This is a genomic window from Pseudomonas sp. GYB4201, from assembly GCF_056312595.1.
On sequence record NZ_JBWGIG010000003.1, the window covers coordinates 160,586 to 187,341 of the forward strand.

Genomic DNA, 26,756 nt, shown 5'->3' on the forward strand with positions numbered 1-26,756 from the left:
CAAAGGATTGACCCATGGCAAACGCAAGACCCAAAGCAGACGTGGTAGTGATCGGCCTGGGCTGGTCCGGCTCGGTCATCGCCGAAGAGCTTGCCCGCGCAGGCCTCAAGGTCGTCGCCATCGAGCGCGGCGCCTGGCGCGACACCGCCACCGACTTCCCGCCGTCGGTGGACACCGACGAACTGCGCTGGTCCACCCGCAAGGAAATCCTCCAGCCGCCTAAGCTGGAGACCTACACCTTCCGCAACAACGCCTCGCAGCAGGCGCTGCCGGTGCGCGAGTGGAGCAACCTGACCCTGGGCTACAACGTGGGCGGCGCGGGCACCCACTGGGCGGCGGCGTCCTGGCGCTTCAACCCGTTCGACTTCCAGCCCTACAGCAAGACCGTGGAGCGTTACGGCAAGCAACAGCTGGTGCCCGGCCTGCAGGTGCAGGACTGGGGCATCACCTATGACGAACTGGAGCCCTTCTACGACCGCTTCGAGCGCATTGCCGGCACCAGCGGCCAGGCCGGCGTGATCAATGGCAAGGTGATCCCCGGCGGCAACCCCTTTGAAGGTTCGCGCAGCCGCGACTTCCCCACCCCACCCCTGGTGCCCAGCCGCTGGAACGACATTTTCACCCAGAAGACCACCGAGATGGGCCTGCACCCCTTCCCCGTGCCGGCCGGCACTATTTCGCGCGCCTACGTCAACGCCCTGGGCGTGCACATGGGGCCGTGCACCTACTGCGGGTACTGCCAGCTGTTCGGTTGCGGCAACTGGTCCAAGAGCAGCCCCAACGCCTGCGTGGTGCCAGCGCTGATGCGCCAGCCCACCTTCGAGGTGATGACCGACACCGAAGTGCTGCACATCAACAAGGCCGCCGACGGCAAGACCGCCACCGGCGTCAGCTTCGTGGGCAAGGACGGCGTGGTCGGCGAACAGCCGGCCGATATCGTCATTGTCGCCGCCTACCAGCTGGACAACGTGCGGCTGATGCTGCTGTCGGGCATCGGCAGGCCCTACGACCCGCGCACCAAACAAGGCGTGATCGGCCGCAATTACAGTTTCCAGACCCTGTCCTACGCCTACCTGTGGTTCGAGAACGAGCACCTGAACCCGTTCATCAACACCGGTTGCCTGGCCATCCAGGTCGACGACTTCAACGCCGACAACTTTGACCATTCAGGGCTGGGCTTCATCGGCGGTGCGGGCATTCAGTCGCTGTCCAACAACGGCCTGCCCATCGGCATGGCCGGGGTGCTGCCCAAGGGCGCGCCCGGCTGGGGCAAGGGCTGGAAAAAGGCCTTCCAGCACAGCTACCAGAACTGGGCCATGGTGCAGGGCCAGGGCACCAGCTATTCCCACGAAGACGCGTATTTCGACCTCGACCCGGTGTACAAGGACAACTTCGGCCGGCCGTTGATGCGCATGACCTTCGACTACAACCTCAACGACAAGCGTTCCGGCGAGTTCGTGCGGCAAAAGTGCGAGGCCATCGCCAAGGCGGTGGGGGGCACCCACATCGAGTCCTACAACTTTGCCGCCGACCACTACACACCGTTCCGCGCCAACGACTCGTCGCACACCATCGGCGGCGTGGTGATGGGCACCGACCCGAAAACCAGCGCCCTGAACCGCTACCAGCAGAGCTGGGACGTGCACAACGTGTTCGTGCTGGGCGCCTCGTCGTTCCCCAACAACGGCGGCTTCAACCCCACCGTGACCATCGGCGCCCTGGCGCTGTGGACGGCCAAGGCGATCAAGGAACAGTACCTGCAAAACCCCGGCCCCCTGGTTCAGGCATAAGGACGCTCACCGATGAAAACCAAAATCATTGCAGGGCTGGTGATAGTTGCCGTGGCCGGTGTGGGCACGGCGCTGTACCTGAACGGCAGCACCCGTGCCGACGATGTCGCCGACAACCAGTTGCAAGCGGCAGACAGCGCCAGGCCCGAACCTGCCCAGGTCAAGCACGGCGCCTACATTGCCGTGCAGGGCGACTGCGCGGCTTGTCATACCGCCCCCGGCGGCCAGGCGTTTGCCGGCGGCTACGGCCTGCAGACCCCGTTCGGCACCATCAACTCCACCAACATCACCCCCGACCGCGAGACCGGCATCGGCAACTGGACCGAGCGCGACTTCTTCCGCGCCGTGCGCCACGGCAAACGCCAGGACGGCGCCCTGCTGTACCCGGCCATGCCCTACAACGCCTACGTGCAGATGAGCGACAGCGACGTGCACGACCTATGGGCGTACATGCGCTCGCTGGCGCCCGTGCACCAGCCGGCGCAGGCCAATACCCTGGGTTTCCCCTACAACATTCGTCTGGCCATGCTGGGCTGGAACCTGCTGTTCTTCAAGAATCAGGGCTACGTGCCGGTGGTAGCGCAATCGGCGCAATGGAACCGGGGCCGCTACCTGGTGGACGGCGCCGGCCACTGCGCTGCCTGCCACACGCCGAAAAACGCCCTGGGCGGCGACACCGGCGCCTATCTGCAAGGGGCCGACCTGCTGGGGGGGCATGCCCCGGAAATCACCAATGACCACCACCTGGGCCTGGGTAGCTGGAGCGCAGAGCAGATCCAGGGCTACCTCAAGGTCGGCAGCAACGACAAGGCTGTGGCCGCCGGTGCCATGGGTGAAGCGGTGGAGCACTCCACCCAGCACCTCGATGACGCCGACCTGGCCGACATCGCCCTGTACCTCAAATCCCTCCCCGGCTCGGGCACCCAGGCGCCGGCGGCGCTGTCGGCCAGCGATCCGTTGATGCAACGCGGCGCCCAGGTGTACGAAAACAACTGCATGGCCTGCCACAACGTCCACGGCGAAGGCATCAACGGCATGGTGCCGGCGTTTGCCGACAACTCGGGCATGCGCGCCACCGGCGGTGCCAACCTGATCAGTGCAGTGCTCAAGGGCGGGCGCGCGGTGGCCACCGAGGGCAACATCACGGCGGCAGGCATGCCGTCCTTTGACTGGAAGCTCAACGACGACGACATCGCCGCCGTGCTCACCTACGTACGCAACAGCTGGGGCAACGCCGCGCCAGGCATCAGCGCCGCACAAGTCGCCAAGGCCCGCACAGCGCAACCCCTGGCCGCCAAGTAACCTGTAGCCGCTGCCGCCAGGCTGCGCGGGCCCAGAGTACACTGGAAATCTCCAGCGACGCGCAGGGCCCGCGCAGCCTGACGGCAGCGGCTACAGGTCACGACGTGCTAAATTCCCCTGCATATCCTTCACGGAAACGTTTTCGTTGGACAGCCTCACTCAAAAAAAACGCCTGGTCCATGTCGCCGAACTGGCCGGCGTCAGCCTCAGCACCGTCGACCGGGTGCTCAACGAACGCGGCAGCGTCTCTGACGCCAAGCGCCGCAAGGTGCTCAACGCCGCCCGGGCCCTGGACCTGCGTCGTGTGCTGCCCTCGCCGGTGCATGGCCTGCTGCGCTTCGACCTGCTGATGGTGGAAAGCAGCACCGACCACTATCGCCGGGTCGCCGCCGCCTTCACTCGCCAGGCGCAACTGCTGCGCTCGCGCCTGGTGCTGCAGCGCCAGACCTGGGACGAAGCCGACCCGCAGCAACTGCTGGATTTCATCGCCAAGCCCCGCACCGCGCGCCAGGGCCTGATCGTGGTAGCCCATGACTTGCCGGTAATCCGCGCAGCGTTGCAGGCGCAGATCGACCAGGGCGTGCCCGTGGTTCTGCTCACCAGCAGCTTGTCCGGGCTGACGGGCGCCACCTTCATCGGCATCGACAATCACATGGCCGGGCGCAGTGCCGGGCGCCTGCTGGCCCAGTGGGTGCTGCCCGAGCACGGCAGGGTGCTGCTGATCACCAACTCCCTGCTCTACCACGCCCACCAGGCGCGGGTGGGCGGTTTCCTGCAAGTGCTGCGCGAGCGCGCCCCGCACCTCGCCATCAGCCACCCGGTGGAATGCCACGACAACGACTACATGACCGCCCAGGCCGTGCGCGACGCCGTTGATGACGGGCAACCACTGGCGGCCATCTACAACACCGGCAGCGGTTCGGCGGGCATTCGCAAGGCCCTGCTGGAACTGGACCTGCGCCCGGTATGGATCACCCATGAGGCCAGCCAGCAGCACGCCGACTTCCTGCGCGAGGGCCTGCTGTCCCTGGTGCTGGACCAGGACCCGGAGTGCCAGGCCGAGGCCGCCATCCAGCACCTGCTGTACGCCAACGGTGACCTGCAAAGCCCCGCGCAGGCGGCCCCCCAGCTGCGTATCGTGATTGACGAGACCCTGCCCGATTGAGTGGTTTTTGACGTGAAAACGTCAAATAGTTAGTGGCGTGGTGACATGTCGCACCCCTAGACTCGCCCGCCGTGACCGCCTGGTCGCGCGCGTTCCGGCGCGCCTGCCCAGGGGTCCGACCTTCCTCATCGCCCACAGGACTCATCCATGCAGCGCAGAGATTTTCTTTCATCGGCCCTGGCCCTGGCGGCCGCGTCCACGTTGCCCGCTGCGCGCGCCGAAGTCGTCAGCGGCGGCCAGCCCTGGGAGCCCGGCAAGGCCAGCCTGCCGGCGTTGCCCGCCCCGCGCCAGGGTGGCCTGGCGTTCTTCACCCAGGCCGAATTCGACACCGCCGGCGCCCTGGCCGACCGCCTGATCCCGGCGGACGAGCTGAGCATTGGCGGCAAGGAAGCCGGTTGCGCGGTGTTTATCGACCGCCAGCTGGCCGGTGACTACGGCAAGGGCGCCACGCTCTACCGCCTGGGCCGCTTCGTCAAAGGCACCTTCGAGCAAGGCACGCAATCGCCCCTGACCCCGGCCGAGCGCTGGCGCAAGGGCCTGGCGGCCATCGACGGTCATTGCCAGCACGCGTTTTCCAAACCCTTCGTGCAACTGGACGGCACCCAGCAGGACAGCCTGCTGCGCAGCATGGAAGCCGGCCAGCTGGACCTTGGGCACGACGTGGAAACCAAGGAGCTGTTCGAGCAGATCCTGGCCAACGTACGCGAGGGCTTCTTCGCCGACCCGCTCTACGGCGGCAACAAGAACATGGCCAGCTGGAAAATGATCGGCTTCCCCGGCGCCCGCTACGACTTCCGCGACCTGATCGCGAAAAAGGGCCAGAAGCTGCACATCATCCCCACCAGCCTGATCGACAACACCCTTTAAACCAGAAAAATCGAGCAGTACAGCCCGCCTGATACCTGCCTTGTTTGCGTGATTACGCTGTATTGAAGAGGACCTGATTCATGGCCAATGTACGCCCCAAAGTCGACGCAGTGATCGTCGGCCTCGGTTGGTGCGGCTCCCTGATGGCTGAAGAGCTGACGCGCGCCGGCCTCAACGTGGTAGCGATCGAACGCGGTCCGTGGGTCGAGACCGCCACCGACTTCCCACCGTCGGTGGACACCGACGAATTGCGCTGGGACACCCGCCGCAGCCTGCTGCTGCCACCGGCCATCGAGACCACCACCTTTCGCAACAACCGCAGCCAGACCGCCCTGCCCACCCGTGACTGGAGCCTGAACGAGCTGGGCTACAACGTCGGCGGTTCGGGCACCCACTGGGCCGGCATGGCCTGGCGTTTCCTGCCGTTCGACTTCGAGCCCTACAGCTTCACGATGAAGCGCTATGGCCAACAGCAGCTCACCGAAGGCCTGATCGTGCAGGACTGGGGCGTGAGCTACGAGGACCTGGAACCCTTCTACGAGCGCTTTGAAAAGATCGCCGGTGTATCGGGCAAGGCCGGCGTGCTCAACGGCGAGAAGATCGACGGCGCCAACATCTTCGAAGGCAACCGCAAGAGCGAATTCCCCCTGCCGCCACTGGCCACCACCCGCCTCACCGACCTGTTCACCGAGGGCAGCAAGAAGCTGGGCCTGCACCCGTTCATGGTACCTGCCGGGCAAGCCTCCCAGGCCTACACCAACCCGCTGGGCGTGCGCATGGGCCCCTGCACCTACTGCGGCTACTGCCTGTACTACGGCTGTGGCAACTTCTCCAAGTCCAGCCCCAACGCCTGCGTGATCCCGGCGCTGATGCAGCGCAGCAACTTCACCGTGCTGACCGAATCGGCGGTACTGCGCGCCAACCTCGCCGAAGACGGCAAGACCGCCACCGGCGTGACCTACCTGGACCGCAACAAGCAGGAGTGGGAACAGCCGGCCGACCTGGTGATTTTCTCCGCCTTCCAGATGCAGAACGTGCGCTTGCTGTTGCTGTCGAAGATCGGCACGCCGTACAACCCCGAGACCCGCCAAGGCGTGGTGGGTCGCGCCTACAGCTTCCAGACCGTGTCGGGCGCCAACATCTTCTTCAAGGACGAACAGCTCAACCAGTACATCGGCGCCGGCGCCCTTTCCGCCCAGGTCGATGACTACAACGGCGACAACTTCGACCACAAGGGCCTGGGCTTCATCGGCGGTGCCGGCATCCTGGTGGTGGCCCGCGGCGCCCGCCCGATCGGCAACGCCGATGCCGTGCCACCGGGCACCCCGCGCTGGGGCAGCGACTGGAAGAAGGCCTACACCCACGCCTTCCAGAACGGCACCTTCATCTTCAACCAGGGCACCAGCTTCTCCCACGACGAGTGCTACCTGGACCTGGACCCGGAATACAAGGACGCCCACGGCGACCCGCTGATCCGGGTGACCTTCGACTACAACGAAAACGACCGGCGCATGGCGCGTTTCACCGAAGACAAGGCGGTGGAAATCGGCAAGGCCATGGGCGCGGAAATCGTCAACGGCTTCGACTCCGCGGCCGTCAACTACGGCCCGTACCTGCCCGGCAGCGACCACACCATCGGTGGCGCGGTGATGGGCAAGGACCCGAAAACCAGCGTGCTCAACCGCTACCAGCAGAGCTGGGACGTGCACAACGTGTTCGTGCTGGGCGCCTCGTCGTTCCCCAACAACGCCGGCTACAACCCCACGTCCACCATCGGCGCCCTGAGCCTGTGGACGGCCAAGGCAATCATTGAACAGTACCTGGGCAAACGTGGCCCCCTGGTGGAGGTACCCGCATGAAGCGCCGTCATGGATTAGCCAGCATGGCCTTGGGCGGCGTAGCCCTGGGCGGCGTCGTGGGCCTGGTGTTCGCGGCCCAGACCCTGGTCGCGCCCGGCCAGCAGACCGACAGCGCCCAAGGCGTCAAGGCCCCGGTCACCACCCAGGAAGACCCGGCCGTGACCCGCGGCCGCTACGTGGCCATCGCCGGCGACTGCGCCGCGTGCCATACCGACCCGCACGGCGGCAAGCCCTTCGCCGGTGGCTACGCCCTGCAAACGCCGTTCGGCAAACTGCTGGCCAGCAACATCACCTCGGACAAGGCCACCGGCATTGGCGCCTGGACCGAGGCCCAGTTCACCCGCGCCGTGCGCGAAGGCAAGGGCCGCGAGGGTGAAAACCTGTACCCGGCCATGCCCTACAACGCCTACGTGAAGGTCAGCGACCAGGACATGCACGACCTCTGGGCCTACATGCAGACGGTGCCGGCGGTGGACAACAAGGTGGTCTCCAACCAACTGCCCTTCCCGTTCAACATCCGCTTGATGATGATGGGCTGGAACCTGCTGTTCTTCGACAAGACGCCGTTCGTGCCGGTGGCCAGCGCCACCACGCAGGTCAACCGTGGCGCCTACCTGGTGCAGGGCCTGGGCCACTGCGCCGCCTGCCACACCGCCAAAAACTTCCTGGGCGGCGACAAGGGTGGCGCCTTCCTGCAGGGCGGCGACCTGGCCGGCTGGCATGCACCGGAGATCACCAGCAACCCCTACGTGGGCATCGGTGGCTGGACCCAGGCGCAAATCGTGCAATACCTGAAGACCGGCAGCAATGACGTGGCCGTCGCCTCGGGCCCCATGGCCGAAGCGGTGACCAACTCCACCCAGCACATGAGCGATGACGACCTGGTGGCCATTGCGGCCTACCTGCAAAGCATCCCCGGCTCCTCGGCCACCAAGCCACAGCCGTTGACCGCCACGCAAAGCGCCATGAAACAGGGCGCCAATGTGTACGCGGCCAACTGCTCGGCCTGCCACAACAGCGACGGCAAGGGCATCAGCGGCATCGCCGCCAGCCTGGCCAACAACCCGGCGCTGCAGTCGGCCAACGCCCAGACCTTGCTCACCACCGTGCTGCAGGGCGGCCGCGGCGCGGTCACGCAAAGCAACCCCACCAGCGGCGCCATGCCCAGCTTTGCCTGGAAGCTGTCGGACTCGCAGGTCGCCTCCCTGGCCACCTACATCCGCAACACCTGGGGCAATGCGGCACCCGCGGTGAACGCCGATCAGGTGGCACAGGTGCGCAAGGACCTCAACCTGCCGGCGCAACTGGGCTCAAGCAGCGCAGCCAACTAAAAAAAGTCAGGCGGCGGGGCCCTCCCGCCGCTTTCCAATGACACACAAAGGACTGAACACCATGCCGCACTCCACACACGGCCGGGCCCGCAAGCGCCAGGCCCTCACCCTGCTCGTCTCCGCCTGTGCGGCCTCCAGCTGGGGCATCAGCGCCCAGGCCGCCGACGCCTTCGCCGTCGACTCCCCCTGGATGACCGGCGACTGGGGCGGCCTGCGCACCGAGTTGCTGAACAAGGGCGTCGACATCCAGATGGGCTACACCGGCGAGTCGGCCTCCAACGTGCGCGGCGGCCACAGCAACCACCATGTCACCCGCTACGCCGACCAGTTCAACCTGGGCGCCAATATCGACCTGCAGAAGCTGCTGGGCTGGAATGACGCGGCCTTCAGCCTGTCCATCACCAACCGCAACGGCAGCAACATCAACGAAAAAATCGACGACCCGCGCGCTACTGGCCTGGGCTCCACCCAGGAAATCCAGGGTCGTGGCAGCGTCAGCCGCCTCAGCGAGCTATGGCTGAGCAAAGGCTGGTTCGACGATAAGCTCAACATCAAGGCCGGCCGTTTCGCCGTCAGCGATGACTTCGCCGTGGAAGACTGCTCGTTCCAGGGCCTGGCGTTCTGCGGCTCGCAGCCGGGCAACTACGTGGACACCATCTACAACGGCCCCATCAGCCAATGGGCAGCCCGCGTGCGCTACCGCGTGACCAGCGACGTGTACGCGCAGATCGGCGCGTTCAACATCAACCCCTCGGACCTGGAAAACGACAACGGCTTCAAGCTCAACGGCGCGGGCACCACCGGCACCTTCGTCCCGGTAGAGTTGGTGTGGGCACCGACCGTGAACACGCTGCCGGGCGAATACCGCGTGGGTTACTACCACAGCAGCGCCAACGGCACGGATGTCTACCGGGACGCCAACGGCCAACCCGCGGCCCTGACCGGCAACCCCTACCGCAGCGACAGCAGCCGCCACGGCTTCTGGGTGGTGGGCAAGCAGCAGCTGACTTCGGTGAACGGCGACACCTCGCGCGGCCTGACCATGACCGCCAGCGCCACGTTCCAGGACCGCGCCACCACGCCGGTGGACAGCTACCAGAAGGTCAGCTTCGTCTACAAAGGCATGTTCGACGCCCGCCCCACCGACACCCTGGGCTTTGGCGTGGCGCGCATTCACGCCAGCTCGCTGTTCCTGCGCAACGCCAAGACCGCCAACGAACAAAGCGGTTTGAGCTATGACGACGCCGGCTACGTGCCCGAGCAGCACACCGAGTACGCATCGGAGCTGAACTACGGCATCCAGGCGACCAAATGGCTGAACATCATGCCCAACATTCAGTACATCAAGCACCCGGATGGCGTACGGCAAGTGGACAATGCCTTGGTACTGGGCTTGCAGGTGCAGTCGCAGTTCTGACCACCGCCACCAGACGCACTCCCTGTAGCCGCTGCCGAAGGCTGCGCCGGCCCGGAAGTACGCTGAAGATTTCCAGCGAACCTGACGGCCAGCGCAGCCTGGCGGCAGCGGCTACAGGCGGGTTTGTTACCGGACCTGGAAAACACCCTTTCATTATGTTAGCTAGCTAACTATCCGCCACACCTGCTACCGTTTGCCGCACCTGAGCCGTTGCTTAGCCGGCCCGAAACGCCCGGTCTACAGGGCGCCTGACGTGATGAGGTGGATATGGAACCTGGCAGCTACCAACTGAGCATGAGCGTGCTCATGACCCCCGACAAAGCCAACTTCTCCGGCAACGTGCATGGCGGCGCCCTGCTGAAAATGCTCGATGAAGTGGCCTTCGCCTGCGCCAAGCGCTACGCCGGCCGCTACGTGGTCACCCTGTCGGTTGACCAGGTGATCTTCAAGGAGCCCATCCACGTGGGCGAACTGGTCACCTTCCTGGCCTCGGTCAACTACACCGGGCGCACCTCGCTGGAAGTAGGCGTGAAGGTCATGACCGAAAACATCCACGAGCGCACCGTGCGCCACACCAACAGCTGTTACTTCACCATGGTGGCGGTGGACACCGACGGCCGCCCCTGCCCCGTGCGCCCGCTGCAGCCTGACACCCTCACCGAGCGCCGGCGCTATGCCCAGGGGCAGTTGCGCAAGCAACAGCGGCAAGAGTTGCAGGCCAAGTACGCGCAGATCCGCGAAGTGGGTGCCGTGTAGCGCCGTTGCCGTTAGCCCTCGATCACGAATCGCAGGCCCGCGTGTGCGCTCAACCGCGCCATCAATGCCGTGTTCAGGGCAGCTGCCGGCGTCCAGCAGCCACCGGGCGTCTGGTCGCGGTCAACGTCATACGCCAGGGCCAACGCTGCTTCGCAGAGCATTTTCGATGTGGACAGGTAGCCGGGGTCTTCATCACAGCTGACCGAGGTTTTAACCACGTGGCCGTCGCCCAGTTCGGCAATGAACATCACGTCGTAGAACCCTGCCTCCATCTCCGCTTGCGTAGGCCCCTGCCCTGGCTGCGGCTGCCCGCCTTCGTTGAACGAGAAACCGGCCAGGCTGGGCGCATCATCGGCGGACGGCGCGGCGGCCAGCATCAGCATTTCGTCATACTGGAAGTGCTCGCCCCAGGCATGCCCTTGCAGGTAGTTGGTGCGGTGCACGGCCTTGGTGTTGATCGGCGACATAATGAACGGCCCTACCCAACTGCCGGCCAGCGCATCCACGTAAGGGGTCTGCCCGTCCGGTTGTTCGACGCCCTTGAAGCCGGGGGTGTAGGCAAAGGGATCGTTCACCACAGCGGCCAGCGACGGATCCTTGGCTGCAGCCGCCTCCACGGCGCCGACGCTGGCGAAGGTGCCGCCCGACAGCACGCCCTGCATCCTGCGCATGCGCGCCCGCACGCGGGGGGCGTAACGGCCATGTTCGCGCATGGCCTGTTGCTGGGTGAACCACACGCCCAGGTCGAAGGGCACCGAATCGAAGCCGCAGGAAAACACCAGCCGCGCGCCCGATGCGTGTGCCGTGGCCTGATGCTGGGCGATCATCTGGGCAATCCAGGGGATCTCCCCGCACAGGTCGACATAATCGGTGCCCAGCTCGGCGCAGGCCGCCACCAAGTCAGAGCCATACAGCGAGAACGGCCCCGCCGTGCTGATCATCACCCGGGTGGCGGCCGCCATGTCACGCACCGTGGCCGGCTGCGCGGCATCGGCCAGGATCAGCGGCAACCCGGCAGCGTTTGTCCAGCTGTCACGAATGGCTTGCAGCTTCCCGAGGTTGCGGCCGGCCAGCGCCCACTTCACCGGCCCATCGACCCCGTGGGTGGCGTAGAAGTATTCGGCGACCAGGCGTCCGGTATAACCGCTCGCGCCGAAAATGATCACATCAAAGGGCCGATTGCTCATGGGGCGGGGTACTCCGTGGATGATTGAAAACGAAGGAGCCACTCTAGCAACGCCGGACAATGATGATTAGCGGGTATGATAGGAATGGACCTATACCCTAAAGACATTAATCATGCGCGATACCGTGACCGACCTGATGGCCTTCCTGCGGGTGGCCCGCGAGGGCAGCTTCACCAAGGCCGCCGCCCAGCTGGGTGTCTCGCAACCCGCCCTGAGCCGCACCATCAGAAAGCTTGAAGAGCGCTTGGGCGTACAGCTGCTCACCCGCAGCACCCGCAGCGTCGCCCCCACCGAAGCCGGAGTCCGCCTGATGGACACCATCGGCCCGCACTTCGATGGTATCGAAGCTGGTCTCGGAGAGCTGAGCGAGATGAGCGGCCGGCTTACGGGCCATCTGCGTATCACTTCCCTGGAGCACGCCAGCCCCTGGGCCCTGGCCCCGGCCGTCAGCCAGCTGATGGCCGAGCACCCGGGCATCACGGTCGAGATCAGTGACAGCTATGCGCTGGTGGACATCGTGGCCGAACGCTTCGACGCCGGTATCCGCATGGGCGAACAACTGGCCAAGGACATGATCAGCGTGCGCATCGGCCCGGCGTTCCGCCTGGCGCTGGTGGGCGCCCCGGCGTACTTCGAAAAACGCGCGCACCCCGTGGCGCCCGAAGACCTCACCCACCACACCTGCCTCAACCTGCGCCTGCCCACCTCAGGCGGCCTGTGGGCCTGGCCGTTCGCCAACAAGGGGCGCGACATCAAGGTGCGCGGTGACGGGCACCTGGTGTGCAACACCCTGGGGCTGATGCTGGATTTCGCCCGCGCCGGTTGCGGGCTGGCGTACGTGCCGGAGCATGCGGTCGAGCAGGACCTGGCCCAGGGCCGGCTGCTGCGGGTAATGGCCGACTGGTGCGACACGCCTCTGCACTATCACCTGTACTACCCAAACCGTCGCCAGCACAAACCCGCCTTCCGGCTGTTGCTGGACGTGTTGCGGCAGCAGCGAACCCTTGGCAGCCCCAGGCAATCCACTTGAACTAAAGCCGTCGCGAGGCTCTCCATCACTACATTCAACGTTTGCTGCCGTCAGCACAGGATGAATCTGATGAACCTCAAACACAGTGCCGGACAGGAAATAATCGCCGTCGACAAACAGGGCCAGCAGGTCCTGTTCCTGAACCCCGGGGACCTCTCAGTCCGCGCCGCCATCACCGACCTGCCATCACGGCCCCACGAATTGCTCGTCATCGAGCACCTGCGCAAGGCCTACGTGCCCATCTACGGTGACGGCATCCACGGCGACAACCCCCACCCCAACCACCAGGTCGCCGTGATCGACCTTGATAGCCGCCGCCTGAGCGGGTTCATCGACACCCTGCCCTATGTGTCACCCCACACCGGACGCCTGGGCCGTGATGGCCGGGTGTACCTGTGCTGTGAAAACAGCGCGACGATCCTCGTCATAGACCTTGCCCAGGACCAGATCGTGGGCCACATCCACGTCCCCTCGAAAAATGTGCACCGCCTCACGCCGCTACCGCACGCCGACCAGCTATGGGCCGAAAGCGAAGAGGATGGCCAACTCTATGCCGTCGACTTGCGCGAACCTGGCCAGGCGCCTGCAGCCCTGGCTATGCCAGGTCCCTTGAACGGCATCGACGCATCACCACGCCATCCGTGGGTAGTGGCCACCGCACAGGATCGGCCGGTGCTGTACGTCGTCGACACCGAGCAGCACCGCCTGCTGCGCACCCTCGAACTGCCTGGGCACCAGCGCCCCGGGCAGGTGGTGCGCTTCAGTGCCGATGGCCGAATACTGGCGGTAATGGGTGACTTTGAGCCGGTGGTGAGTTTTTTCGATGAGCATCTGCAATGGTTGTTCAATGCCGAGTTGGGTGACAAGCCATTGGACGGGTGCTTCAGCCCGGCACAGGATTACCTGCTGGTTGCCAATGAAAACGACGCCACTGTGAGTGTGGTGGACATTGGCAAGCGCAGAACGGTTGGGCATGTGCCGGTGGGCGATGGGTGTGAAATTCTTGCTTACTTCCAGCGCTAGGGCCAGGGACGAGGGAGCGGTTTGGCTGGATCAAGGTGGCTGGCAGATGCAGATCGCGCTGATTTCTTTAGTCGCCGGAGGACGTTCGACTTGCCGAGTGACGTCCGAGATCATGCGCGTGGCTGGCCGCCCCCCCATAGAGGCAAACATTGCCTTTCACCGATTACCGTCGCCCCTCCACTTGAGTGGCAGTCGATAGGCGGGGACTTTAGATAAACAAGGTCACGAGCGCTCCCGCAATCATGCGCTCCTCTCCATCAACGCCGCGTCAGGAGTACACTGGATACCACCCACTGCCACGCAGGCATTCTGTCAGAAATCGCCATTCTCGATCCCGGATCCACGCGGTGCGACCGGGGGTACAAGTGGGGGTACAACTTCGATTTTTTCAGCGGAAACCAGCGCGCTAGAGCCCAGTCAAAATGTTTTTTGGAGACCCCGATAGCCTGTGACCAAGGTCCACTGACGTCCATAAATCGGTTGCGGGGCAAGGAGAACGTGTTTGCCATCCGCAGTTATCCCGACATCGGCCTCAAGGAAGCGCGAGAACTGGCACGGGGTGCGCGCCGCGAGATAGCGAGCAATATCGCTCCGCTGAAGACCCAGACGGCAAAAATCGAAGCGCAGCTGCTCAGCGTGGAACGCACCTTCAGGTACGTGGCCGAGCAGTGGCTCAAATTCAAGTCCGCGGAGCTGGTGACCAAATCCGTCTCGGGGTTTACCGGGGCGCTCAATAATCATGTCCTGCCAGCCATTGGCGACAAGCCGGTCAACGAGATCAAGCTGGAGCACATCACCGCCATCCTCACCGAATTGCGCCGCCAGCGCATCATGGCCATGGCACGCCGAGTCCGCACCATCATCCGCGCGGTGCTAGGGTTTGCCGAAGGGCGCGGCTGGGTCGAGCGCAACGTGGCGCTGAGCAACATCGAGGAACTGAAGATTCGCCATGTGGTGACCAGCAACCCGGCGATCGAGCGGCCGGCGGACCTCGGCCGCTTTTTGCTGCGCCTCGACGAGCGCAGCACCGGCGCAGTGGCAGCGGCCATGCGCCTGCTGGTGATGCTGCCGGTGCGTCCCGGCGAGCTGGTGAAGATGCGCTGGGAGGACGTCGACCTGGTCGGCGCCGACTGGCGTTATGTGGTCAGCAAAACCAAGCACCTGGACCGCAGCAAGCACATCGTCCCCTTGCCCGAGCAGGCCCTGGTGCTGCTGCGCGAGCTGCGCAAGACCCGCGTGGTGGATGATGAGGGCAACGGCTGGGTCTTCGACTCACCGGTGTATCCAAACGCCCCAGCCTCAAGTGGGGCCAGGGCATACACGAAACGCTTGCGGTTTAATGAGTCGACGACGCTATGGCATGACCAACAGAGTTAAGCCTTACCGCAATTCCCCCTGTCTTGGCATCGTAAAGCACGTCAAACGCATAAAAAGGCAGCACACCGGCTGAGATGTGTATTCCAGGACGACTAGGGGCTGATAAAAACGCTGTTCGGCCTCCGTGGTCTGCATCTCCCGCTCGAAAATCAATGGCCGGCAGGGTATGTCCAACCTGCGCGATAAAATGCATTTCAATGGGTGCTCCAGGCTGCCAGGCGGGGGGACGTGGGGCGTTACGCACAGAGATGCCTGGTGCACCCGTGTCCAACAACATTGCACTGCATAGCTCCCTTGCGCCCAACCGTGCCACCCTCACACATCCATTAACAGCCCCTGCTGGAGCCCCCTGCGATTGCAGTGGGACGAAGCCTTCGGTATCGCGCGCATCTGGATTGAGAATCAATGAACCGTCTCCAGCACCTCGCTGGGGGATGTGAATAATCCACCTTTCTGCCCCTAGGGCCACTAGAGGATTTGCGAGGTGACCTGCGTCAAGCCGGGTACCCAAGATTGCGGGAAAACCTTGTCCGGCAAATCCAGATCCCATCAGCCCATATTGAGCAGGTGACAGTTCGCCAGCTGGACAATTATCGCCGCCACCACGACACCCGACTACTTGAACCGCCTGAAGGGAGATCGAGTGTTTCAGGTCACCCATCTCAACTGATGCAAGCGTATCAGGCCCATGAAGGACAACACCGCTGCCATATCCATAAGCATCATCGGGCCCCGAGCCCGAGATACCTGCTTGCTGAACAGCCCGCGGTAGCAGACGGAGTCCGAGAGAACCGGTGTCCAATCCAGCCTCAAGCGTTTTACCGTTAACGATTACCGTAACAGCATAACGAGGTATCGCCTCTGGCCCAACGGCAACCTCATGAATGGGTAGGACACTACGCAGGGACGCATGAGCTGATGCAGTAAACGAGAAGCTCAACGCCACCACTAACCGGAAAACAATCAACTCAACACAGGAGCGCGGTTTGTACATAAAAACCTCATCCATTCCTAATAAGGCAGTTTTTCGATAGCAATGAGAACACTCCCAGCTCGGATTATTTCACGGCATCCCGTGAAGTCCAGATCTGGAAAAATCGTCGAGAAAACTAATCAACAAAAATAGAACAAACAAAACCGCAACCCAGCCACTACCCAAGAAAAACCGGCGGTATGGGCCCCACTTCGCAGTCGCCTTACAAAAACCAGCCAGCGAAACAATCATCAAGGTGACAAGCACAAACCAATATATAATCCCATATTCGCCTAACGTCGAATGAGACGTTACGATGTACTCATACCCTATCGCTATCGGAACAACAACCCACAGCGCATTCGCGATGAATATCCATACATTCAGCCACCGACCGGACTTACAATCAAACATGCAATACCTACCAGATTAAATACCGCTACCCGACACCAAATCCACCGAAAACCTCTTACATTGAGTCACCAAATGTCTCCCCCGCCTTAATTTGAAAAATCTCCATGAAAATACGCCCCCCTCATCACCAAGCTGACTCCCTATGTAGGTTCATGCACGGCCATTCAGACTGCGCACCTCCGCTTCGAGATGCTTTTTCATTATTTCAACCGTGCACTCCAAGGAAATCGACGATGTATCAAATGCAAATGCCGGGCAAATTGGCTTCTCATAACACTGCTGTACACCTGTCAAATTAAAAAGCTCGCCTCGCCTGCCTCTTGCATACAGGTCTTTCGGATCTCTTTGTTCGCAAACATCAATTGAGGTGCTGACAAAAATCTCATACTTGTTCTAACTGTGATTGTGCAACTGTGACTGCCGCAGCGGCAAAAGTATTAGCTACCGCCTGCGTTCCAAGAGGCAGCGTCAAAGCAATCTCGGCATCAGAAACCGCATTCTGCTCGATATCAATTGTTCCCCGATCAGCGATGACTACTTCGCCAGTCTGAAGATTCACGTAGGCCTGGCCTGAATACCCTGCGTCTGCCATGACTGTCACAAGGTCTGGGTTGTCTTTAGTCGCGTCTACAGCAGTCCATTGGCTGCCCAACTGGGGCCCGTCAGCATCACCATAAGCGGCTACTGCGGCAGTAATAAGCGTAATTACGGTAGCGGTTGAAGCTGATTGAGTCATGGCCTATCCCCTAGCGCTCAATGAGTTATTGGAGACTTAATAATTGAACCGAACGTACATTACCGATAGCAATTTGGCGGCCGTCAGGGCTCACTGCTATCCCGCTATCCCCCCCACCAAATGTTGCCACTTGTGTTCCAGAAAGCGTATCAATAATAGCATTCACTACCGGCGCTCTATTATCGAACCATGCGAGCCCTTTACTCAGCATGTATCGACCATCAACTGTGAAAGCCCGCCCACCAATACCCGGCAAATCCTGCTTCTTAGCAATCTCCTCATCAGAATAATAGGTAGTAATTCTCATTGATCTCCCATCAATCAAACGCCCAACCCCCAAGACAACTTGATTTCCAGCAAAGTTAGTTCCATACAGATGAACATCTGCAGACTGCTCCCAAGGAATAGCTTTGACTCGATGGCTTGCTACCTGGGGGTACCAGATAGCTTTGGGAGACTCTTTCCCTGATGGGTCGAGCAGCCTGACGCCCACGTCATACCACTGAAGAGTTCGCCCATCCACCACCTTATTCCTAGCGTTGGGAGCGGCTGAAACAGAGACCATAACCTTATTATCAGCAGTCCAAGCTGCGGATATTATGCGCAACCCGTCCATATCGAGCTTTGACTGCAACTGCCAACTTTTCGCATCATATATATAAATAAAATTGGGCTTGTTAAATGACCCCATTACCGCCAACACCTTACTACCATCCTTATTAGGTAGTGCATCCCCGCCAACTGCAGTCGTGTCCGGCTCGACGGCTCCTGTCATTGCATCCCATCGTCTGCGCACCCCAAAGTATATTGTCCTGCCATCATGCCCCCACATCATATTTGCGTGCGAGGCCTGAGCATAAGTAGTTGCGCACTCTATTCGAGACTGTTGCTTATTACGCACCAGATCCCAGACAACTATATCAACCGTAGAGACAATCGGACTGTACTCTACCGCCAGATATCTTCCATCAGGGCTATATTGAATAGCTTTAATCAGGGGCGCTTTACCCAGCAGGCCGCCTAACATTCCGTTGTAGTAGATGGTCTTCTCCAGCTTTGGGTGGAGCACGGAAAGCGTCGGACTATTTTCCCCGCTTACGGAAGATGCATCGGCGTGACCAACTATGCCACCCACGCCAAGCATTGAAAGCACACAAGCAACCAAACCTACCTTCATCTCCACTTCTCCATAAGAACAGACGCTTCTTATATCACCTGATGCGAAATACCGTACCAAGCTCAATTAGGATAACCAGTACGCCAACACTCCACCTTCCATCAGCAAATCTTAAACATGTAAGCCCAAGGCCGGCCGAGGGCTTAGCACAACACCGATCTCATCAGCTTGCGAGCAATAGACCAGGGGGAAATTACTTTTCCTCTGGAAAAGTTTTCAAGCGACCAATCACGTGATGCATCTAAAAACACACTAAGCCAAACCGTGATCCGGCTTTTGCAAGCACAGCGCGGGAGGTCACCAAGATTAATCGGCCCGACCAGTGTTGTTCGAACTCAATCAAAGAGACCTGGAACGTGCGCTGGCTTGCCTCGTCGTGCAGCAAGACGTTTTCATCTGAACATTTGGCTACCACCAGAAACCGGCCATCCAGCATTTCAGCGATGGCAGGTAGTGGTGTTTGAGCCAAACGAGCAACGCTGCTGTTCGTTGACCGTGCCTCAGCGAGGGCCTGTCGCGCCAGTCGAACCGGCGTCAACGTATCGACATGCCCCTGAAGTCCCGACAAATGCCTGAGACGGTCAACGCTCAGTGGTACTCCGGCGATTTGGGCAATAACAACGAGCGAAGCGATACCGCTATCCTCATTCCCTTCGTGTTGCTGCGCTTCGGCGGAAACGCTATTCCTTGCGTTAGGGGCTTGCATATCGACTCAGAGCTTGACGGAGAATGGAATCATATTGCGCGCTTCGAAAGCGCTGCAATCCGATAAAAAGGTGCGTCATGTAGACACCGACCTTTGAAGGTTCAAGGTCATTACTGCAGAGCACATCAAACTGGATCCGAAGGCTAGCACCCATCGTAGCTAGCAAAAAAGCCTGATCTCCTAGGGGTATTAAGTGGTTTTGCAACCCCTAGAGCCGCACCTCCATACGCCTGCATGTATCATTACAGATACATGAAATTAACTTTAAAAATCAATAAATAACGGTAAACCCACTGAATATTGGCTGCCAGGCGATGTTTCCTTGGCTGCCTAGTATCTCAATTGACACAATTACATACGAGATGCAGCGCTTACTTAAACGCATTCGTACGGTTCGAACTCAAAATGGTTCATTTTGTGGATGACTTATTAGGGACGAGAATCGATTACATTCAGCTTATGTTCAGCGAAGGAGGCAACGGGTAGTCACGTTTGTTGGCTGTGAATCAATACTGCTTGCCACGATTGCGCTCTACGGTGGTCGGCCGGGCGCCCTACCAGACCTTAAGAGCATCACGACGTTCTCGGCCCTCAAGGCGGTGGTTTACGACTTCAGCCCCGCCACGCTAGCGAACATGCCTCTAGCTTCCTACCATCCTGGAACGGAAAACTGGTCTGTGACGATTTCGCAAGTTACAAGGTCAGCTTCGAATTGGGCATCACCGAAATGGGCTGCATGGCGCCTGCGCGCCGCAAGTTCTTCGACCGGCATGTCGCCAATAAAGCCCATTGGAGCAGCAGGCGTTTCACTCGATTGGCGGGTTGTGCGAAGTCGAGCGACATACCAGGGAAATGAGTGACGAAGACCGTTGGCGATTGCGCCAGGAAACAGCGGTGAGTTGTCCGTATGGACAATCGCCACCTAGGCGCTGCCTCGGCAGCCAGCTTCTCGTAGAAAAATGACTTTTGCGACCCACCTTGGCCAATTTCTGTACGGTTCAGTGATCAGCTTAAGGGCCCCTCCCCCCGATAGCTATCGTGACCTACGTCATACGCCCTCACCGGCGTAGCTTCTTGTCCTAGGAAGCCGGCCTCATCCTCTAAATCCCGCGGAATCATCAGCAGGATTGAATCGTAAATCTCCCAAGCCTACCGACGATGGTCCCGCATTTCGGTTGCAGGCCAAAAGCGGCCCCGCGCATAAAGTGAACTCCATGGCTCGCCCGTTTGGCAGAAAACCCCACGGAGAACCAAGGGAAGCCACCTGCCAAAATATGGGCTGGAGTATGGGCTGGTAAACCCCGGACACAAAAAAGCCCTGAATTTTCAGGGCTTTAATAAGAATTTGTGGCGGAAGCGTAGGGATTCGAACCGCAAGCCTACGATCCATCGAGTGGTAGCTAGATACCAGAAGCAGCAGGTTAGGTTCCAGCGTGTTGTCCAAACTCTGTTAGAGGCGCTACAGCAATCTCCAGGTGTGTCCGTATTTCGCTTTATTCCTAACAGGCATGAATCATATGCCCGCCCCCTACGTTCCGCAGCCCTGCCTGGAACAGCAAGATAGCCCCAGCACTCTTGCTGCCCCACTCAAGGAAAACTGCGATGACCACTTTCACTCGTTACACCGTCGAAACCGCCCCTGCTGCCTCCAAGCCCGTCCTGGAAGCAGTGCAGAAGGCCTTCAGTTTCGTCCCTAACCTGCAAGGCAACATGGCTGAATCGCCGGAGCTGCTGGCCGGATACAGCCAGCTCTGGGACCTGTTCGGCAAGAGCACACTGACCCCGCACGAACAGCAGGTGGTGTACCTGACCGCCAACTTCGAGAATAACTGCCATTACTGCATGGCCGGGCATACCACCCTGGCCAAGATGATTGAAATGCAGCCCGACGTCATTGCCGCCTTGCGCGCCGGCAGCGCCATTCCCAATGCCCGCCTGGAGGCGTTGCATGTGTTCACCACCAACGTTGTTCGGGATCGCGGCTTTGTCGACGATGCCGGTATCGAAGCCTTCCTGGCTGCCGGCTTCACTCGTCGCAACGTTCTGGAGGTCGTGTTGGGTGTTGCCACCAAGGTCATGAGCAACTACACCAACCACCTGGTACATACCCAGTTGGACCCCTTCATGAAAGGCAACGAATGGACCAAGCCCGTCTGAACCCTGCCTAGACCTTCACTCAACCAGCCCGTAAACGGGCTGGCACCAGGAGCAACCATGAGCACACGGACCTTCTTGATAACCGGCGCCAGCAAGGGCATCGGCCTGTCATTGGCGCAAGCGCTGTCAAATACGGGTCACCGCGTTGTGGGCATCGCCAGGCACACCGAGGGTGTCGATTTCCCCGGCATATTGGTACCGGTTGATCTGGGCGATCGCAAGGCGACCGAACACGCCTTGGCGGCGCTGGCCCAGCAGTACACTTTCGACGGGGTGGTCAATAATGTCGGCCTGGTTCGTCCGCAACCGCTCGGCGAAGTGGACCTGGACGATTTCGACGCGGTAATGCGCGTGAATTTGCACTCGGCGCTTCTGGCCACCCAAGCGCTCTTGCCCGGAATGCGCGCGCGTCACTGGGGGCGGATCGTCAACATTTCCAGCCTGACGGTCCTGGGCATCACTCAGCGCACCGCCTATGCCGCCGCCAAGGCGGCGCTCATCCGCTTTACCCGATCGTGGGCACTGGAACTGGCGAGAACGGGCATTACCGTCAACGCCGTTGCCCCCGGGCCGACCGAGACCGAACTGTTTCGCGTAAACAATCCACCGGGCAGCGAGGGCGAAGCCCGCTACCTGTCGGGTGTGCCGATGGGGCGCGTTGGCCAGCCTGAAGAGATAGCAGCCGCCACCGCCTTCCTGCTGTCCGAAGCGAGTGGTTTCATCACCGGCCAGACCTTGTTCGTCGACGGTGGTGCATCCATTGGCAAGGCCGCCTTCTAGACAAGGTTGCTTTACACACCGCTTGTTGAGATAAACCGTCGCGCTGCGAGCGAAGCCCTGCTTCGCTCGCTTTTTTGCCATGCTTTTTTTAACTGCTTCGGGTGGAACAACGATGGATCGATTGGCGGCAATGGAAACCTTCGTCAGCGTGCTCGAAGCGGGGTCGTTTTCGGCAGCCGCACGGCGTCTCAACCTCGGCCAGCCCGCCATCTCCAAAACCATCGCCCAGCTGGAGGAGCGCCTCGGCGTGCGGCTAGTGCTGCGCTCCACCCGGGGGCTTACACCGACAGAAGCCGGCACGGCCTACTACGAACGCGCCAAGCGAGCCATTGAAGAGGCCCATGAAGCCGACCTCGCCGCACGCGGTGCAGGCAGTGAGCTGCACGGCACCCTGCGTGTCTGTGCGGCGGTGACCTTCGCCCGTCTGCATGTACTGCCACACCTGGCGACATTCCTCGATACCCACCCCGAGCTGAACATCGATATCGTCCTGGATGACCGTACCGTCAATCTCGTCGAAGAAGGCATCGACATCGCCCTGCGCATGGGGGCGCTGGCCGACTCCAATCTGATCGCCCGCAAGATCGGTGAATGCCGGCGGCTGGTGCTGGCCACGCCTGCCTATGTCCAGGCCCATGGCAAGCCGTGCAACCCGACTGATCTGGCCCAGCACCGAGCGGTGATTTTCGCCCAGGCAGGCGGCGGTGAGCACTGGGCCTTCAAGCAAGGCAGTACCGTGCAGTCGGTGACAGTCAGCGGGCGGGTGCGGGTCAGTGCGGCAGAGGGTGTGCGTGCGGCGGTGCTGGCTGGGCTGGGCGTGGCGTTGACGTCCCAGTGGATGTTCGCCGAGGAGCTAGCCAGGGGTGAAGTGGTGCCCCTGCTGGAGGATTGGCAGTTACCGCCACTGGATCTCTGGGCGGTGTTCCCCACCGGACGCCTTGCCAGCGCCAAGGCCAGGGCGTTCGTTGATTTCGTCGAGGGCTTGATGAACCGGCAATAAGCAAGGCCGCCCGAAGGCGGCCTTGGAGGGGTTAAAATCATCCGCGTAATGCGGGCAGCAACTCAGTGGGCTCTGGGCGCAGCGTGTAGTCTGGATTGACCTCGGCGTACAGAATGATGCCGTCCTGGCCGATCACGAAACGGCCGGGCATCGGCAAAGTCCAGCTCTGATCACCGTTGATGACCGGCAGGTTGTTGCCCAGGCTCAGATAGAGTTCAGCCAGGTAGTCCGGCAACCTGAAGCGCAGGCCGAAGGCCGCCGCGACTTCATTGCCGCTGTCGCTGAGGATGGGAAACCCCAGGCCATTTTGACGTTGCGACTTGCGACTGTTGGCCTGGCTCTGCGGCGAGATTGCCACCAGGCTGGCACCGCGTTCCTTGAAGGCCGGCAGCGCCTGCTCCAATGCCTGCAACTCCATGTTGCAGTACGGGCACCAGACGCCACGATAGAAGCTGATGACCAGCGGCCCGCGCGCCAGCAGCTCAGTCGAAGACACCCGGTTGCCCTCAGCGTCGGGCAGTTCGAAAACCGGTGCAATATCGCCGGCCTTGAGTGCACGCTCGGCCTGGCCGCTGGCGATCAGCTCGGCGGTGGCACGGTGCATCACAGCGTGCACGGGGGCGGGAGCATTGTAAGGAGGCTTGCCGGCAACGAAGTCGGCCTTGAACGCATCCAGCTTGGCTTGAAGGGTCATGAGTGTTTCCTCGGTAGGTTGATGTGTCGAGGCCCATGATCGCGACATCGCCACTCGCCCAGTAGAGAGGCGCGGAGCATAGGAAATATGCTCGTCGGGAATGCCCGTCGCGCCGCCGGCCTTGATGGCTGCGGCGAGGGCGGCCATGCCGGTGGTTTGCTGGTCATTCCACAAACCGATGCAGGCGGGGGTAATGCGCCCCTCGGGGGCCACCGCCGTGGCTTCGACAATCACCCGGCCAACGCCACCACGGCCCAGGCTGGTGTAATGGGCCAGGTGCCAGTCATTGGTGAAGCCATCGACGGCGCTGTACTGGCCACGGCGATGCAGTTGCGCAGCACGACGTTCTTGAGCGTGAACGGAGAAAACAGGCCAGGAATGAAAACCTCAATCCGTTGGAAAAAGCGTTACTGGTACGCGCCAGCCCCATAAGTCAGCTCATAGCTGTGGCTGTAGATTTCCAGGATGTTGCCGAACGGGTCTTCCATGTACACCATGCGGTAAGGCTTTTCGCCCGGGAAGTACTCACGCACCGGCATGCGCTGCTTGCCACCGGCAGCGACGATCCTGGCGGCCAGGCCTTCCACGTCCGGGTCCTGCACGCAGAAATGAAACACGCCGGTCTTCCAGTATTCGAAGTTGTTTTCCGGACGCTGGGCGTTGCGGAATTCGAAGATTTCCACGCCAATGCGGTCGCCGGTGGACAGGTGGGCAATGCGGAACGAGCCCCACTGGGCGCCGAACACGTCGGTGCACATCACGCCAATGGCGCTGTCATCTTCGCTGATGGTGGTGGGCGGCATGATCAGGTACCAGCCCAGGACTTCGGTGTAGAACTTGACCGCAGCGTCCAGGTCGGTGACCGACAGGCCGATGTGGGAAAAACTGCGTGGGTAGGTGTGGGACATGACAAGGCTCTCTGCACGAAACGATGGGACTAGCGTAGAGTGACCCTCCCATAATTAGAACCACTACCCCGTTATCGCTTTGATAAGAGATCCTTATGCTTAACCTGCAATGGCTGCGCACCTTCAGCGCCCTGGCGGAGGAGCGCAACTTCACCCGCACCGGCGAGCGCCTGGGCCTGACCCAGGCAGCGGTGAGCCAACACGTACGCCACCTGGAAGAGGCGCTGGGGCCGCTGATCATCCGCCGTACCCGCCAGCTGGAACTGACGCCGGCGGGCCTTGCGCTGCTGGATTACTGCGCCGAACTGTCCCAGGCCGATCGCCGCCTGAAACTGCGCCTGTGCGAAACCGATGCCGACCAGGGCGACCTGAGCCTGATCAGCCCGGGCAGCATCGGCCTGTGCCTGTACCCGTTGCTGCTGGAGTGGCAACAACGCCACCCCGGCCTGACCTTGCGCCACCGCTTCGCCCCCGACACCGAAGTGCTGGCCGCCGTGCTGGAGAACCGCTTCGAGCTGGGCCTGGTCACCCTCAAGCCTGATGACCCGCGCCTGGTGGCCGAGCATTTCGCCGAGGAGCCTTTGGAGTTGATCGTGCCCGCCGGTGCCCAGGCCGAACACTGGCAGGACCTGCAGCAGTTGGGCTTCATCGACCACCCCGACGGCCAGGCCATGGCCAGCCGCCTGCTCAGCCGCGCTTTCCCCGGCAACCCTGGCGTGCGCAGCCTGCCGCAGCACGGTTTCAGCAACCAGATCAGCCTGATCCTGGAGCCGGTAGCCCTCGGGCTTGGCTTCACCGTGCTGCCGCGCTATGCCCGCCAGGCGTTTGGGCGGCAGGAGCAGATCAGCGTGGTGGCCTGCGGGGCGACGGTGCGTGACACCCTGTGGCTGATCCATCGGGCGGAATGGCCCTTGTCGCTGCGGGCACAACGGGCCATCGACCATGTGCGCAGTGCGTTGGCCGCGCACTCATCGGCATAACAATTTCTTATCAAGACCATAACGCGCACGGCATTCATCCTATGGCGCTGCAACTCTAGACTGGGGCCTTCACTGCCTACGGAGTTCCCATGCCCGACAAGAGCCCCCAGCCCCCTGCCCTGATGCGCGCCGTTATTTGCGACGGCGCGGACAAAAGCCTGTCCACCCTCCACCTGCGTCAACTACCGGTACCTGCTGCCGGCCCTGGCGAGGTGCGCGTGCGCCTGTACGCGGCGTCCCTGAACCCGGTGGACTGGAAGCTGGCCGACGGCACCGTGCCTTGGCTCGACGCGCCATTGACCATGGGCCTTGACGGCGCCGGGGTGATCGACCAGGTGGGCGACGACGCCGGCAACTGGCAAGTCGGTGATCGCGTGGTGTGGCACGGCAACCTGAGCTCACCGGGTGTATTCGCTGACTACGGCATTGCCCCGGCACACGTGTTGGCACGTATCCCGGATCAGGTCAGTTTTGCAGCTGCCGCCGCCCTGCCCTGCGCCGGCATGACGGCCTATCAGGCCCTTGTGCGCAAGGCGCGGTTGCAGGCCGGCCAGACCTTGCTGGTGCAAGGCGCCAGTGGTGCGGTGGGTGGTTTTGCGCTGCAGATCGCCAAATCGTTGGGTGCCACCACCATCGCCCTGGCCAACGCCGCCCAGGCGGGCCGCACCCGCGCCCTGGGCGCTGACCATGTACTGGACCGTCGTGACCCAGCCCTGGCGGACACTATCCGTGCCCTTACCGGCGGCTATGGCGTGGACGTGATGCTGGAGGTGGCCAACCCGGGGGATGCACGCAAATCTCTCGACCTGATTCGCTACAACGGCCAGTTGCTCTGCATCGACCCGATGCCCAACCTGGCTCACGTGCCGCCTTATACCTACGCGGCGTCGATTCACGAGGTCGCCCTGGGCGGCGCCTATGCGGCGGGGCATCGACCGACACAGGAAGATTTTGCCGTGATGTTGACGGCGCTGCTGGAACTGGTGGCTGCGGGTCGCCTGGACCCGATGATTGAACGCCGTATCTGCCTGGACCAGGTCCCCGAGGGGTTGGTGGCGATGCGCGAAGGGAGCCACACGGGCAAGACGATCGTCGAGATTGGCTGAGGGATGTCTGCGACCTCTTCA

22 protein-coding genes and 2 pseudogenes are annotated in these 26,756 nt (G+C 61.7%); 17 read left to right on the forward strand and 7 right to left on the reverse strand.

Annotated features, from left to right (window positions below; genetic code table 11):
• Window positions 1-14 precede the first annotated feature (14 nt).
• The 8 genes from AC0Z2B_RS04180 (at window position 15) to AC0Z2B_RS04215 (ending at window position 10,487) form a co-directional block, all read left to right on the forward strand.
• On the forward strand, window positions 15-1,790 hold the full coding sequence (locus AC0Z2B_RS04180; protein WP_476295251.1) for a GMC family oxidoreductase: 1,776 nt from the start codon (window positions 15-17) through the stop codon (window positions 1,788-1,790).
• Window positions 1,791-1,802: 12 nt separating this feature from the next.
• A complete protein-coding gene (locus AC0Z2B_RS04185; protein ID WP_475505618.1) occupies window positions 1,803-3,092 on the forward strand; it encodes a c-type cytochrome in 1,290 nt (429 codons plus the stop codon).
• Between the two features lie 145 nt (window positions 3,093-3,237).
• Window positions 3,238-4,257, forward strand: a complete 1,020-nt coding sequence (locus AC0Z2B_RS04190) for a LacI family DNA-binding transcriptional regulator (protein WP_475505619.1) — start codon at window positions 3,238-3,240, stop codon at window positions 4,255-4,257.
• Window positions 4,258-4,404: 147 nt separating this feature from the next.
• Window positions 4,405-5,124 (forward strand): gluconate 2-dehydrogenase subunit 3 family protein, encoded by a 720-nt coding sequence (locus AC0Z2B_RS04195; protein ID WP_475505620.1) that lies wholly within the window; start codon window positions 4,405-4,407, stop codon window positions 5,122-5,124.
• Window positions 5,125-5,204: 80 nt separating this feature from the next.
• Window positions 5,205-6,983 carry a GMC family oxidoreductase gene (locus AC0Z2B_RS04200; RefSeq protein ID WP_475505621.1) on the forward strand — a complete coding sequence of 593 codons (1,779 nt, stop codon included), beginning with the start codon at window positions 5,205-5,207 and terminating at the stop codon, window positions 6,981-6,983.
• A complete protein-coding gene (locus tag AC0Z2B_RS04205) occupies window positions 6,980-8,314 on the forward strand; it encodes a c-type cytochrome (protein WP_475505622.1) in 1,335 nt (444 codons plus the stop codon). Before AC0Z2B_RS04200 ends, AC0Z2B_RS04205 begins: the two co-directional genes overlap by 4 nt.
• A gap of 61 nt (window positions 8,315-8,375) precedes the next feature.
• The gene (locus AC0Z2B_RS04210) at window positions 8,376-9,731 is read left to right on the forward strand and encodes a carbohydrate porin (protein WP_475505623.1); all 1,356 of its coding nucleotides are present in this window, start codon (window positions 8,376-8,378) and stop codon (window positions 9,729-9,731) included.
• A 267-nt stretch (window positions 9,732-9,998) separates the two neighbouring features.
• Window positions 9,999-10,487, forward strand: a complete 489-nt coding sequence (locus AC0Z2B_RS04215) for an acyl-CoA thioesterase (RefSeq protein ID WP_476295252.1) — start codon at window positions 9,999-10,001, stop codon at window positions 10,485-10,487.
• A gap of 11 nt (window positions 10,488-10,498) precedes the next feature.
• On the opposite strand, the gene AC0Z2B_RS04220 is transcribed toward AC0Z2B_RS04215, so the two are convergent.
• Window positions 10,499-11,674, reverse strand: a complete 1,176-nt coding sequence (locus tag AC0Z2B_RS04220) for a saccharopine dehydrogenase family protein (protein ID WP_475505625.1) — start codon at window positions 11,672-11,674, stop codon at window positions 10,499-10,501.
• 112 nt (window positions 11,675-11,786) lie between these two features.
• Between AC0Z2B_RS04220 and AC0Z2B_RS04225 the strand changes: the two genes are divergently transcribed.
• The 3 genes and pseudogenes from AC0Z2B_RS04225 to AC0Z2B_RS04235 form a co-directional block, all read left to right on the forward strand.
• On the forward strand, window positions 11,787-12,704 hold the full coding sequence (locus AC0Z2B_RS04225; RefSeq protein ID WP_476295253.1) for a LysR family transcriptional regulator: 918 nt from the start codon (window positions 11,787-11,789) through the stop codon (window positions 12,702-12,704).
• A gap of 69 nt (window positions 12,705-12,773) precedes the next feature.
• Window positions 12,774-13,727 carry a YncE family protein gene (locus tag AC0Z2B_RS04230; protein ID WP_476295255.1) on the forward strand — a complete coding sequence of 318 codons (954 nt, stop codon included), beginning with the start codon at window positions 12,774-12,776 and terminating at the stop codon, window positions 13,725-13,727.
• 477 nt (window positions 13,728-14,204) lie between these two features.
• Window positions 14,205-15,053: pseudogene (locus tag AC0Z2B_RS04235) on the forward strand (tyrosine-type recombinase/integrase); the annotation flags it as partial.
• Between the two features lie 1,588 nt (window positions 15,054-16,641).
• Here the strand turns inward: AC0Z2B_RS04235 and AC0Z2B_RS04240 are convergent.
• The 4 genes from AC0Z2B_RS04240 to AC0Z2B_RS04255 all read right to left on the reverse strand — a co-directional run bounded on the left by AC0Z2B_RS04240 (window position 16,642) and on the right by AC0Z2B_RS04255 (window position 19,110).
• Window positions 16,642-16,872, reverse strand: a complete 231-nt coding sequence (locus AC0Z2B_RS04240) for an adenylyl-sulfate kinase (protein WP_476295365.1) — start codon at window positions 16,870-16,872, stop codon at window positions 16,642-16,644.
• 1 nt (window position 16,873) lies between these two features.
• Complete coding sequence (locus AC0Z2B_RS04245) at window positions 16,874-17,227, reverse strand: hypothetical protein (protein WP_476295256.1); 354 nt, start codon at window positions 17,225-17,227, stop codon at window positions 16,874-16,876.
• Window positions 17,228-17,252: 25 nt separating this feature from the next.
• The gene (locus tag AC0Z2B_RS04250) at window positions 17,253-18,404 is read right to left on the reverse strand and encodes a WD40 repeat domain-containing protein (RefSeq protein WP_476295257.1); all 1,152 of its coding nucleotides are present in this window, start codon (window positions 18,402-18,404) and stop codon (window positions 17,253-17,255) included.
• A gap of 241 nt (window positions 18,405-18,645) precedes the next feature.
• On the reverse strand, window positions 18,646-19,110 hold the full coding sequence (locus AC0Z2B_RS04255; protein WP_476295259.1) for a cysteine peptidase family C39 domain-containing protein: 465 nt from the start codon (window positions 19,108-19,110) through the stop codon (window positions 18,646-18,648).
• A gap of 575 nt (window positions 19,111-19,685) precedes the next feature.
• Between AC0Z2B_RS04255 and AC0Z2B_RS04260 the strand changes: the two are divergent.
• From AC0Z2B_RS04260 to AC0Z2B_RS04275, 4 genes and pseudogenes are all read left to right on the forward strand, one after another.
• Window positions 19,686-20,007 (forward strand): annotated as a pseudogene (locus tag AC0Z2B_RS04260) (IS66 family transposase); the annotation flags it as partial.
• Window positions 20,008-20,712: 705 nt separating this feature from the next.
• Window positions 20,713-21,267, forward strand: coding sequence for a carboxymuconolactone decarboxylase family protein (locus AC0Z2B_RS04265; RefSeq protein ID WP_476295260.1), 555 nt, complete (start codon window positions 20,713-20,715; stop codon window positions 21,265-21,267).
• 57 nt (window positions 21,268-21,324) lie between these two features.
• Window positions 21,325-22,047 (forward strand): SDR family oxidoreductase, encoded by a 723-nt coding sequence (locus AC0Z2B_RS04270; protein WP_476295261.1) that lies wholly within the window; start codon window positions 21,325-21,327, stop codon window positions 22,045-22,047.
• A 112-nt stretch (window positions 22,048-22,159) separates the two neighbouring features.
• Window positions 22,160-23,047 carry a LysR family transcriptional regulator gene (locus tag AC0Z2B_RS04275; RefSeq protein WP_476295262.1) on the forward strand — a complete coding sequence of 296 codons (888 nt, stop codon included), beginning with the start codon at window positions 22,160-22,162 and terminating at the stop codon, window positions 23,045-23,047.
• 37 nt (window positions 23,048-23,084) lie between these two features.
• Here AC0Z2B_RS04275 and AC0Z2B_RS04280 read toward each other — a convergent pair whose 3' ends face one another.
• On the reverse strand, window positions 23,085-23,975 hold the full coding sequence (locus tag AC0Z2B_RS04280; protein ID WP_476295264.1) for a peroxiredoxin-like family protein: 891 nt from the start codon (window positions 23,973-23,975) through the stop codon (window positions 23,085-23,087).
• A gap of 173 nt (window positions 23,976-24,148) precedes the next feature.
• Window positions 24,149-24,649 (reverse strand): lactoylglutathione lyase family protein, encoded by a 501-nt coding sequence (locus tag AC0Z2B_RS04285; RefSeq protein WP_476295265.1) that lies wholly within the window; start codon window positions 24,647-24,649, stop codon window positions 24,149-24,151.
• A 95-nt stretch (window positions 24,650-24,744) separates the two neighbouring features.
• On the opposite strand from AC0Z2B_RS04285, the gene AC0Z2B_RS04290 reads away from it, so the two are divergent.
• Both AC0Z2B_RS04290 and AC0Z2B_RS04295 read left to right on the forward strand, forming a co-directional pair.
• The gene (locus tag AC0Z2B_RS04290) at window positions 24,745-25,629 is read left to right on the forward strand and encodes a LysR family transcriptional regulator (RefSeq protein WP_476295267.1); all 885 of its coding nucleotides are present in this window, start codon (window positions 24,745-24,747) and stop codon (window positions 25,627-25,629) included.
• A gap of 89 nt (window positions 25,630-25,718) precedes the next feature.
• Complete coding sequence (locus tag AC0Z2B_RS04295; RefSeq protein ID WP_476295268.1) at window positions 25,719-26,735, forward strand: zinc-binding dehydrogenase; 1,017 nt, start codon at window positions 25,719-25,721, stop codon at window positions 26,733-26,735.
• The last annotated feature ends 21 nt before the right edge of the window (window positions 26,736-26,756 follow it).

What these genes read in the sequence shown, in the direction of transcription:
- AC0Z2B_RS04180 (WP_476295251.1), top strand. Translation starts at nt 15, where the DNA reads ATGGCAAACGCAAGACCCAAAGCAGACGTGGTAGTGATCGGCCTGGGC.
- AC0Z2B_RS04185 (WP_475505618.1), top strand. Translation starts at nt 1,803, where the DNA reads ATGAAAACCAAAATCATTGCAGGGCTGGTGATAGTTGCCGTGGCCGGT.
- AC0Z2B_RS04195 (WP_475505620.1), top strand. Translation starts at nt 4,405, where the DNA reads ATGCAGCGCAGAGATTTTCTTTCATCGGCCCTGGCCCTGGCGGCCGCG.
- AC0Z2B_RS04200 (WP_475505621.1), top strand. Translation starts at nt 5,205, where the DNA reads ATGGCCAATGTACGCCCCAAAGTCGACGCAGTGATCGTCGGCCTCGGT.
- AC0Z2B_RS04205 (WP_475505622.1), top strand. Translation starts at nt 6,980, where the DNA reads ATGAAGCGCCGTCATGGATTAGCCAGCATGGCCTTGGGCGGCGTAGCC.
- AC0Z2B_RS04210 (WP_475505623.1), top strand. Translation starts at nt 8,376, where the DNA reads ATGCCGCACTCCACACACGGCCGGGCCCGCAAGCGCCAGGCCCTCACC.
- AC0Z2B_RS04215 (WP_476295252.1), top strand. Translation starts at nt 9,999, where the DNA reads ATGGAACCTGGCAGCTACCAACTGAGCATGAGCGTGCTCATGACCCCC.
- AC0Z2B_RS04220 (WP_475505625.1), bottom strand. Translation starts at nt 11,674, where the DNA reads ATGAGCAATCGGCCCTTTGATGTGATCATTTTCGGCGCGAGCGGTTAT.
- AC0Z2B_RS04225 (WP_476295253.1), top strand. Translation starts at nt 11,787, where the DNA reads ATGCGCGATACCGTGACCGACCTGATGGCCTTCCTGCGGGTGGCCCGC.
- AC0Z2B_RS04230 (WP_476295255.1), top strand. Translation starts at nt 12,774, where the DNA reads ATGAACCTCAAACACAGTGCCGGACAGGAAATAATCGCCGTCGACAAA.
- AC0Z2B_RS04245 (WP_476295256.1), bottom strand. Translation starts at nt 17,227, where the DNA reads ATGACTCAATCAGCTTCAACCGCTACCGTAATTACGCTTATTACTGCC.
- AC0Z2B_RS04250 (WP_476295257.1), bottom strand. Translation starts at nt 18,404, where the DNA reads ATGAAGGTAGGTTTGGTTGCTTGTGTGCTTTCAATGCTTGGCGTGGGT.
- AC0Z2B_RS04255 (WP_476295259.1), bottom strand. Translation starts at nt 19,110, where the DNA reads ATGCAAGCCCCTAACGCAAGGAATAGCGTTTCCGCCGAAGCGCAGCAA.
- AC0Z2B_RS04265 (WP_476295260.1), top strand. Translation starts at nt 20,713, where the DNA reads ATGACCACTTTCACTCGTTACACCGTCGAAACCGCCCCTGCTGCCTCC.
- AC0Z2B_RS04270 (WP_476295261.1), top strand. Translation starts at nt 21,325, where the DNA reads ATGAGCACACGGACCTTCTTGATAACCGGCGCCAGCAAGGGCATCGGC.
- AC0Z2B_RS04275 (WP_476295262.1), top strand. Translation starts at nt 22,160, where the DNA reads ATGGATCGATTGGCGGCAATGGAAACCTTCGTCAGCGTGCTCGAAGCG.
- AC0Z2B_RS04285 (WP_476295265.1), bottom strand. Translation starts at nt 24,649, where the DNA reads ATGTCCCACACCTACCCACGCAGTTTTTCCCACATCGGCCTGTCGGTC.
- AC0Z2B_RS04290 (WP_476295267.1), top strand. Translation starts at nt 24,745, where the DNA reads ATGCTTAACCTGCAATGGCTGCGCACCTTCAGCGCCCTGGCGGAGGAG.
- AC0Z2B_RS04295 (WP_476295268.1), top strand. Translation starts at nt 25,719, where the DNA reads ATGCCCGACAAGAGCCCCCAGCCCCCTGCCCTGATGCGCGCCGTTATT.